This window comes from Kineococcus siccus (assembly GCF_009906795.1).
Classification (GTDB): domain Bacteria; phylum Actinomycetota; class Actinomycetes; order Actinomycetales; family Kineococcaceae; genus Kineococcus; species Kineococcus siccus.
Genome location: NZ_JAAALN010000179.1, coordinates 1 through 8,846, shown reverse-complemented (window position 1 = coordinate 8,846; position 8,846 = coordinate 1). Strand labels below are relative to the sequence as shown.

7 protein-coding genes and 1 tRNA gene are annotated in these 8,846 nt (G+C 77.9%); 4 read left to right on the top strand and 4 right to left on the bottom strand.

What is annotated here, in order from left to right:
* Window positions 1-672, top strand: a 672-nt coding sequence (locus tag GTR02_RS16785; protein ID WP_166608639.1) for an aldo/keto reductase, incomplete at its 5' end; no start/stop codon positions are given.
* 45 nt (window positions 673-717) lie between these two features.
* Here GTR02_RS16785 and GTR02_RS16780 read toward each other — a convergent pair.
* Together GTR02_RS16780 and GTR02_RS16775 are read right to left on the bottom strand one after the other, a co-directional pair.
* A complete protein-coding gene (locus GTR02_RS16780; RefSeq protein ID WP_166608638.1) occupies window positions 718-1,017 on the bottom strand; it encodes a hypothetical protein in 300 nt (99 codons plus the stop codon).
* Between the two features lie 145 nt (window positions 1,018-1,162).
* Window positions 1,163-1,235 (bottom strand) — tRNA-Arg (locus tag GTR02_RS16775).
* A gap of 306 nt (window positions 1,236-1,541) precedes the next feature.
* Between GTR02_RS16775 and GTR02_RS16770 the strand changes: the two genes are divergently transcribed.
* Window positions 1,542-1,961: a hypothetical protein gene (locus GTR02_RS16770; RefSeq protein ID WP_166608637.1), complete on the top strand. Its 420-nt coding sequence runs from the start codon at window positions 1,542-1,544 to the stop codon at window positions 1,959-1,961.
* A 47-nt stretch (window positions 1,962-2,008) separates the two neighbouring features.
* On the opposite strand, the gene GTR02_RS16765 is transcribed toward GTR02_RS16770, so the two are convergent.
* Both GTR02_RS16765 and GTR02_RS16760 read right to left on the bottom strand, forming a co-directional pair.
* Entirely contained in the window at window positions 2,009-2,911 is a 903-nt protein-coding gene (locus GTR02_RS16765) for an NAD(P)H-hydrate dehydratase (protein ID WP_166608636.1), read from the bottom strand.
* Window positions 2,908-3,690, bottom strand: coding sequence for a histidine phosphatase family protein (locus GTR02_RS16760; protein ID WP_166608635.1), 783 nt, complete (start codon window positions 3,688-3,690; stop codon window positions 2,908-2,910). The genes GTR02_RS16765 and GTR02_RS16760 overlap by 4 nt, the downstream gene beginning before the upstream one ends.
* 167 nt (window positions 3,691-3,857) lie before the next feature.
* On the opposite strand from GTR02_RS16760, the gene GTR02_RS16755 reads away from it, so the two are divergent.
* Together GTR02_RS16755 and GTR02_RS16750 are read left to right on the top strand one after the other, a co-directional pair.
* Window positions 3,858-5,495 (top strand): SpoIIE family protein phosphatase, encoded by a 1,638-nt coding sequence (locus GTR02_RS16755; RefSeq protein ID WP_166608634.1) that lies wholly within the window; start codon window positions 3,858-3,860, stop codon window positions 5,493-5,495.
* Window positions 5,496-5,504: 9 nt separating this feature from the next.
* Window positions 5,505-8,846 (top strand): hypothetical protein (locus tag GTR02_RS16750; RefSeq protein ID WP_166608633.1); only part of this gene is annotated, 3,342 nt, incomplete at its 3' end.

Below are 8,846 nucleotides of genomic sequence, written 5' to 3'. Positions count from 1 at the left end.
GACGGCCCGTACTTCGACTTCTCTCACGAGCACATCGTCGCCTCGGTCGAGGGGTCGCTGGAGGCGCTGGCGACCGACCGCATCGACGTCCTGCTGCTGCACCGCCCCGACGCCCTCGTCGAACCCGAGGAGGTCGCGCGGGCGTTCGACGAGCTGCACGCGGCCGGCAAGGTGCGGGCGTTCGGCGTCTCCAACCACACGCCGGGGCAGATCGACCTGCTGCGCAAGCACGTCCGGCAGCCGCTGGTCGCCAACCAGCTGCAGCTGTCGATCACCCACGCGCCCAGCGTCGCGCAGGGCGTCGCGATGAACATGCGCGACCTCGACCAGTCGATCAGCCGCGACAGCGGGATCGTCGACCACTGCCGACTGCACGACATCACCGTGCAGGCCTGGTCGCCGTTCCAGGCGGGGTTCTTCGACGGGGTGTTCCTCGACGACCCGCGCTACCCCGAGCTGAACCGCGTGCTTGACCGGCTGGCGGGGGAGTACGGCGTGCCGCCGCTGGCGATCGCGACCGCGTGGATCACCCGGCACCCGGCCGGGATGCAGGTCGTCCTCGGCACGACGAACCCCGACCGGGTCGCCGCGGCCGCCCGGGGTTCCGACCTGCCGCTCACGCGCGCGCAGTGGTACGAGCTGTTCCGCGCCGCGGGGCACACCGTCCCCTGACGCTCACGACCCGACGCCCCACCCCGCCGCGCCGGGGTGGGGTCGTCAGTCGCCCGTGCGGGGCCGGTAGCGGGCGAGGACCGCCAGCAGCGCGCCACCGGCCACCACCGCGGCGTCGTCGGCGCCGCCGGTCTCGCGGTCGGTCGGGACGAACAGGTGGTAGAGGGCCCAGGCCAGCGGCGGGAAGACCAGCAGGCGCGCGGGCAGGTGCGTGCGCAGCCGCCACCAGTTCGCCGAGAACGTGTCCCCGGCCCGCTCGTTCAGCACGGCCTCGGTCTCCAGCACCGCGAACACCGCGAGCGACCCCAGGGCCCACGCGTACCAGGTGCGCTTGGTGATGCTCATCGGGTCTCCGGCGGTTCGCGGTCGGTCGGGCGGCGCCAGTGTCCCCGACGACCCGCGGAGCGCCTCGCCCACCCTCGCCGGGAGGGGGCTCCGCCGCCGGGCCCGGCCGGCGGACGCCTCGCGGCGAGGACGCGGTCCGGTGGGGTGCCCCCGGCAGGATTCGAACCTGCGACACACGGTTTAGGAAACCGATGCTCTATCCCCTGAGCTACGGGGGCACAGCCCGGCACCCGGAGGTGCTCGCGGCCTGTGCCGAGTCTAGTCACGGCCGGGGCGGGGACGGCTGGGCCGGTCGGGTGGCCGGCCCGGCGCCCGCGCGTCGGGACCGTCGGCTACGACGCGATGTCGTTGCACGACAGGGCGATGTTCGCCCAGGGGAGACGGCCGGCGGTCGGGAGCACCCGTCCGGGGTGCCTAGACTCAAGGGGCAAGGCACGCCGACCGATGCCGTCTCCTGGGTGTCGGATCGAGTCGAGGTGGACTCCGACCCCCGGCCGACGTCGTCGCCATGAGGAGTTCCCGTTATGACTGTCAGCACCGTGGGCGCGCGCACCGGCTCTCGCGCCGCCGTCCCCTCTCCCCGACGCGCTCCTCGCCACCACGCCGCCGTCGCCGCCATCGGTGCGGCGCTGGAGGAGTCCGGCTGCATCCTCGTCGGCGTGACCGCGACCGACGCCGGGTGCGTCGTCGGCTTCTACGACGCCCGCTCCCTCGGCCGCGCCCAGGAGGTCATCGTCGCCGCCGCGAAGCGCAACGACGACCTCGACCTGGTCGACCGCGCCCGCCAGTCCGGCACCGGCGCCTGGAAGGTCACCGCGGCGCCGCAGGCGTGGCGCGGACCGGACGGCGACCCCCGCGGCGCCGGCGTCCGCTCCTCCACGACGTGGCACCTGGACATCCCCCTCGACGACCTCGTGCCCGTCGCCAGCGCCCTGATGTGCTGACGCCGCCGGGCTGAGCCGGCCGTGCGCCGCTGCGGCGGAGACGGGCGTCAGACCTCGATCTCGGCCAGGACGCGCGGGACCTCGGGCGGCAGCTCGCGCGCCAGGAAGCCCAGCCGGCCGACGGCGCTCGCGAGGCGGTCGCCCGCACGGCCGTGCAGGTGGCACGCCCACACCGCGGCCTGCACCGGGTCCGCCCCGCGCGCGCACAGCCCCGTGACGATCCCCGCGAGGACGTCGCCCGAGCCCGACACCCCCAGGCCCTTGCCGCCGGAGGTGTCGAGGAAGAGGCGGCCGTCCGGGGCCGCGATCCACGACTCGCCGCCCCCGGCCGCGACGGCGGTCCGGGTCCGGCGCGCCAGCTCCCGCGCCGCGCCCGCGGTGTCCTGCTCGACCTCGTCGGGATCGGCGTCGAGCACGATCGCGAGCTCCGACAGGTTCGGCGTCAGCACCGCGCGGCCCTCGAAGCCGTGCAGGAACGACGCGTCGCGCGTCACGGGCGCGAGCCCCAGCGCGTCGAGGACCACGGTGCGCTCCAGCCGCGGCACGAGCTGCTCGAGCAGGGCGACGACGTCCGGCTCGCCCACCGTGCCGACGCCCAGCAGCACCGCGTGCGCCCGCGCCGCCACCCCGGCGAGCTCGCCGTCCTCCGCGCCCTCCGCCGGGTCGATGCCGCCGCCCTCGGCGGTCTGGCGCAGCGGCACGACCATCGCCTCCGGCAGCGCCACGGCCACCGCGGTCGCCGTGGACGACGTCGTCGCCACCTGCAGCTTGCCCGCCCCGCAGCGCAGCGCCGCCTCGGCGGCGAGGAGGACAGCCCCCGGTGTGCGGTCGCTGCCGCCCACGACGAGGGTCCGGCCCCGGGACTCCTTGCCGGTGCCCGGCGTCGGCAGCGGCCACTCGCGCAGCACGGCCGAGGTGACCGTGACGGCGTCGTCGGACGCGCGGCTCACGAGCGCACCGCCGCCGCCGGCTCCTCGTCGAGGGGGTCGTCGTCGACCGCGTCGTCGGTGACGGCGAGGTCGGCCACGGCCGTCGTGTCACCCGCGACCGACAGCTCCAGCCGCTCCGGCCCGCCGCGGTACGCCGTCACCGAGCAGTTGGCCAGCGGCTCGGTGGCGTCCAGGTGCAGCACGTCCGCCTCCTCCAGGCCCTCCAGGACGAGGCGCGTGTTCGTGATCACGGCCTGGTGGGTGACGAGCAGGACCCGCCGGCCCGCGTGCTCGTCGCACAGCGAGGACAGCAGCGAGCGCATCCGCAGCGCCACGTCGCACCAGCTCTCGCCGCCCGGCGGCCGGTAGTAGAACTTGCCCAGCCGCGCCCGGCGCTGGGACTCCTCGGGGTAGCGGGCCACGACCCCCGCCCCGGTCAGGCCGTCCCACCAGCCCAGGTCCCGCTCGCGCAGCCGCTCGTCGGTGCGCAGGGGCGGCAGGTCGACGCCGGCCTCCCGCAGGGCGGCCACGATCGCCTCGGCGGTCGCGCGGGCCCGCAGGTACGGCGAGCAGACGACGACCTCCGGGGGCCGGGGCGCCCCCTCCGCGGTCGCGAGCCACTGCCCGACGGCCGCGGCCTGGCGCCGCCCGAGGGGCGACAGGGGGACGTCGGCGTCGCGGGCCTCGAGGTCGACGACCTCGGCCTGCGCGGCGTGCGCGCGGGCGTCGGCGAGGTTGCCGGTGCTCTCGCCGTGGCGGACGAGGACGAGCTCGGCGGGCCAGCCGAGGGTCGCGGTCACGGGTGCACGGGCGGGCCGGAGGGGGTTCTCACGTCCCACTCCTACCGGAGGCGGCGGCGCGGCGCGCGGCGGCTCCCACCCGTGACCTCCGCGCCACGATCAGGGATGATCGTCCGGAGGCGGTCGACGAGGACCCCCAGGTCGGGCGGGCGGGAGGTGGTGGGACCGTGAACGGCGCGACGCGCTGGTGGCACCACCTCATGCTCCGCACCACCCTGCAGCGGCGCGTGTCCGCGCTGGTCGTGGGCTTCCTCGCCGTCGTGCTCGTGCTGGTCGCGATCCTGCTGTCGGTGCAGATCGACCGCGGGGCGCGTTCGGACGCGGAGGCGTGGAACCCCGTGATCCGGGCGAACAACGACTTCCGGTCCGCGCTCGTGGCCTACAACGTCCGCCAGCAGCTCTACCTGCGCGACGGCCGGGCTGCCGACCTCGCCTCGCTCGAGCAGGCGGAGCAGCGGCTGGACGCCCAGCGGGGCCGGCTCTCGGCCGCGGCCGAGAGCGTCGACGACCCCGGGGTCCGCAGCCGCGTCGACGACCTGCTGACCGGTGTCGACCGCTGGGAGGCCGTCTCCGAGGAGTTCGTCGAGGCGCGGCAGCTCCCCGACCAGAGCCGGTACGAGGAGCTGCGACGCGGACCGGCCACGGGCCTCGCCTTCCTGCCCGCCTACGCGGCCGACGACGAGCTCACCACCTACCTGGAGGACGGCCGGGACGTGGCCCTGCGCTCGGCGCGGGACGCCTCCGACCGGCTCGTCGCCGCGCAGACCGCCGTCGCGGCGGTGGCCCTGCTGCTCGTCCCGACGATCCTCTACCTCGTCCGGCGCTGGGTCCTGCGACCGCTGGACCAGCTGTCCGACCAGCTGCTGCGGGTCGGCGGCGGAGATCTCCAGACCCCCGTGGGGCTCGCCGGCCCGCCCGAGCTCGCGGCCGTCGCGGCCGCCGCCGAGACGATGCGGCGGCGCATCCTCGACGAGCTGGCCGACGCCGTCTCCGCGCGCGAGGCGCTGCAGCAGGGCCAGCCGCTCGTCGCCGAGGTCCGCGACCAACTCGCCGCGCACGACCTGCCGATCGTGCCGGGCTGGTCGGCCGCCGCGGCGCTGCGCCCGGCGGAGGGGCTGCTCGCGGGGGACTGGTACGACGTGCTGCCGCTGCGCGACGGGCGGTTCGCGATCGTCGTCGCGGACGTCTCGGGGCACGGTGCGCGCGCCGGCATCGTCGCGATCCAGCTCAAGCGCCTGCTCGAGGCCGCCCTGCACCTCGCGCCCGAGCCCGACCTCGCCATGGCCATGGCCGCGCGGGTCTTCTCCGACGAGGCCGAGCGGTTCGCGAGCTGCGTCGTCGTCGTGGTCGACCCGGAGTCCGGGACCATCACCTACGCCAACGCCGGGCACCCCGCCCCCCTCGTGCTGCGCACCGACGACGGCGTGGTCCGCGTCGTCAGCGAGCTGGAGACGACGGGGCCGCTGCTGTCGTGGCTGCACCTGGACACGCCCGGGGCCTGGGTGACCCGGACGGCGTCGCTCGCCCCTGGGTCGATGCTCGTGGCCTACACCGACGGGCTCGTCGAGGCCCGGCCGTCGGGGACCACCGACGAGCTCGGCGTCGAGGGCGTGCTCGACGCCCTGCAGGAGCTGGACGAGCTGACGCCGCAGACGCTCGTGGACGAGGCGCTCGACGTCGCCCGCCGCTGGAGCGGCGGGCGGGCGCGCGACGACGTCACGCTGGTGGCGTTCGAGCGGGGCCGGGCCGCGACGGGCTCGGTGCCCGCGGCGCGGTCGGCCAGGGAGGGCTCCACCCCCGAATAGGGTGGAGCCGTGACTGCGCCCGGCCCCGCCGACCCCGACGGCACCGCTGCAGACGCACGGACCGGACGCGGCGACGCGACGCCGGCCACCTCCACGACCGCACCCGGGGCTCCCGGCGCGGGGGAGACCGCGCGCCGCCGCTGGTGGGCCGAGGCGGGCGCGCTGGGCGGGACGTCGGCGCTGCTGGACTGCCCGGACGCCGCGCGCGGGGCGCTGGACCTCACCACGGCTCACCCCTCCGGCCTCGCGCAGCTCCTGGCCGGCGGACCGGCCCCGCTGTCGAGCCTCGTGCGCGAGGCGGGAGCCTTCGCCGACGCGCGGCAGCGCGCCCGCGCCACGCACGAGCGAGCCGGCGTCCTGCTCGAGCAGCACGGCCTGCGGACGCTCGCGGTCGCCGTCGGGCTCGTCGGCTGGGCCGGCGAGAGCGGGGTGCGCCGCACGCCGCTGCTGCTGCGCCGCTGCACGCTCGAGCCCACGGGCGCGGCCCAGGACGACTTCGTCGTCCGGCTCGACCCGGCCGTCGTCGTGAACCCCGTCCTGATCGCCACCGTCGCCACCGAGCTGGGGATCGAGCTGGACGCGCACGCCCTCGCCTCCGCCGTCGTCAGCGGCCGCGGGTTCGACCCGGCACCGGCCCTGCGGCAGCTGCGCGACGAGCTGCACGGGGTCCCCGGGCTGCGGGTCGAGGCGCGCCTGGTCCTCGGGACCTTCGCCGACCCGGCCGCGGACCTCCTCGGCGACCTGCGCCGCCGCGGGGGTGCCGTGCGCGAGCACCGGGTCGTCAGGGCCCTGGCCGAGCAGGTCCCGGTCGCGCCCACCGCGCCGCTGGACGCGCCCGCCGTCGAGGACCTGCCCGTGCCGCTGGACCCCGAGCAGCGGCGCGCGGTGGCCCGGGTGCTGGCGGGGGAGGACCTGCGCCTCGAGGCCCCGACGGGCACGGGCGCGACCCAGGTCGCCGCGGCCGTCGTCGCGGGGCTGGCGGCGGCCCGGCGGACGTGCCTCCTGGTCGCCGACGCGGCGGCCGAGCTGCGGGCCGTGCAGGACCGCCTCGCCGAGGCGGGGGTCGGGCCCCTGGTGCTGCACCTGGTCGCCGACCTCGCCCCGGCGCCGGTGTCGCTGGCCGCGCGCACGCAGCGCGACGCCGCCGTCCACGAGGTGCAGCGGCGTCGCGGGCACCCGGCCGAGGCGCCCCGGCAGCCGGACGTGCAGCGCCTCGTCGACGTCCTGGACGCCTCGGCGACCGCTCTGCACCGCCGCCGCGAGCCGTGGGGCGTCAGCGCCCACGACGCGGCGCTCGCCCTCGCCGAGCTGGCCGGCCGGCCGGCCGCCCCGTCCACGACCCGCCGCTTGCGCGGTGAGGCGCTGCAGACCTGCTCGCGGGCCGACCTGGCCGCGTGGGCGGAGCGGTTGGCGGAGGCCGTCCGGCTCGGTGCCTTCGACGTGACCCCGGCGACGAGCCCCTGGGCCGGCGCCCGCATCAGCACGCGCGAGGGGGCCGCGGCCGCGGAGCGGGCCCTGGCGCGCATCGTCGAGGACGAGCTGCCGCGGGCGAGGGCCCTCATGGCCGGCCTGACCGACGAGGTCGGGCTCCGGGGCGCCAGCTCGGTGGCCGACGCCGGCGACCGCGTCGCCCTCCTGGAGGGCGTCCGCCTGACCGTCTCGCGCTTCGGCCCGGACATCTGGTCGGAGTCCCTCGGCGACGTCTCGGCCGCCACGGCCGGTGCGCAGTGGCGGCGGCAGCAGGGTGTCCGCATGGGGGCGCTCACGCGCTGGCGCCTGCGCCGGCAGGCCAGGGCGCTGCAGCGCAACGGGATCTCGGCCGACTCGGTCGAGCAGCTGCACACCTGGCTGCTGGACGCGCGCGCCCAGCGCCTCGCCTGGCAGCGCGTGTCCACGCGGGAGGGCACCCCGCACGTCCCCGACGGTCTCGCCGAGGCGCAGATCGCGGTGGCCTCGCTGCGGGCGGACCTCGAGGCGCTGCAGGCCGTCCTGCCCGCGCACCTGCTCCCCGACGGGCCGCTGCGCTCGCTGCAGCTCCCGGAGCTCACCGCCCTGCTGCGCGCGCTGCACGCCGACACCGCCGCGCTCGAGCCGCTGCCGCGGCGCACGCAGCTGCTCGACGAGCTCGCCGAGGGGGGCTGGCAGCCGCTGCTCGAGGACCTCGCGGCGCGCTGGATGGGCCCCGGCAGCCTCGACCTCGCGGCCGAGGTGCAGGCGGCGTGGTGGTCGGGGGTCCTCGAGGTGATGTCCCTGGAGGACCCGCTCGTCGGCGCCGTGGACACCGCCGGGCTGCGGCAGGCCCGCGCCGAACTGGTCCTGGCCGACGCGACCCGGCGCGTCCACGCGGCCCGGCGGCTGCGCGACGCCCTCGACGAGCGCGCGGCGGCGGTGGACGCGAGCGCCGCCGACCCGCTGTCGCCCCCCGCCCGCGCGGCCACGACCGCGGTGCTGCCCTGCTGGGCCCTCTCGCCCGCCACGGCGGCCGTCGTCCTCGGCGCGGCACCGGACGGTCCCGGCGCCGACGTGGTCGTCGTGCTGGGCGCCCAGGCCAGCAGCACCGCGGCCCTGCTGCCCGCGCTGTCGCGCGCGCGGCAGGTCGTCGTCGTCGGGGACCCCGCGCTGCCCGGCCCGCGGGCGCTGCGCACCGCGGCGCCCGCCCACGGCTCCGCACCCGCCGACGGTCCCGTGCCCGGGCGCGACCTGCTGCGCGAGTCGGCGCTGGTGCTGCCCACGCAGCGGCTGGACCGCCAGCACGCCACCCGCGACGAGGAGCTGCTGCCCGCGCGCCTGCGCGCGGGCCAGAGCACCGTGCCCGGGGCGCGGCGGGGCGAGCGGCGGGTGGCCCGCACGTCCTCGCGGCCCGTCGGTGCGCGACGGGGCCCCGAGGCGCTCGTGGACCTCGTGCACGCCGTGGTCCAGCGCCACCACGACGAGCACCCGGCGGAGTCCCTCGGCGTCGTGCTGCCCGACGCGGCCACCGCGGCCGCCGTCGCCGACCTCGTCCGCCGCCGGCTGCCCCTGGGCGTGCCGCGCGCAGCGGCGGAGGACCTGCTGGTCGCCGCGCTGGAGCGCTGGCCGGGGCTGCGCCGCGACCACGTGGTCGTCGTCGCCGACTCCGTCCACGGCCCGGGCGCCGGCCTGGGTTCCGGACCCGGGGGAGCGGCGGACGTCGCCCTCGCTCTCACGCGGGCCCGCCTCGCCTGCACCGTCGTGCTGGACGACAGCGCCGTCGACGACCCGGGTGCGGACGGGAGGCACGACGACCGCCACCGGGACCGGGACCACCCCGGAGCCTGCGTCGCGGACGGCGGCGGCCGGGCCGAGCTGCTGCGCACGGCCCGGCCGCCGCCG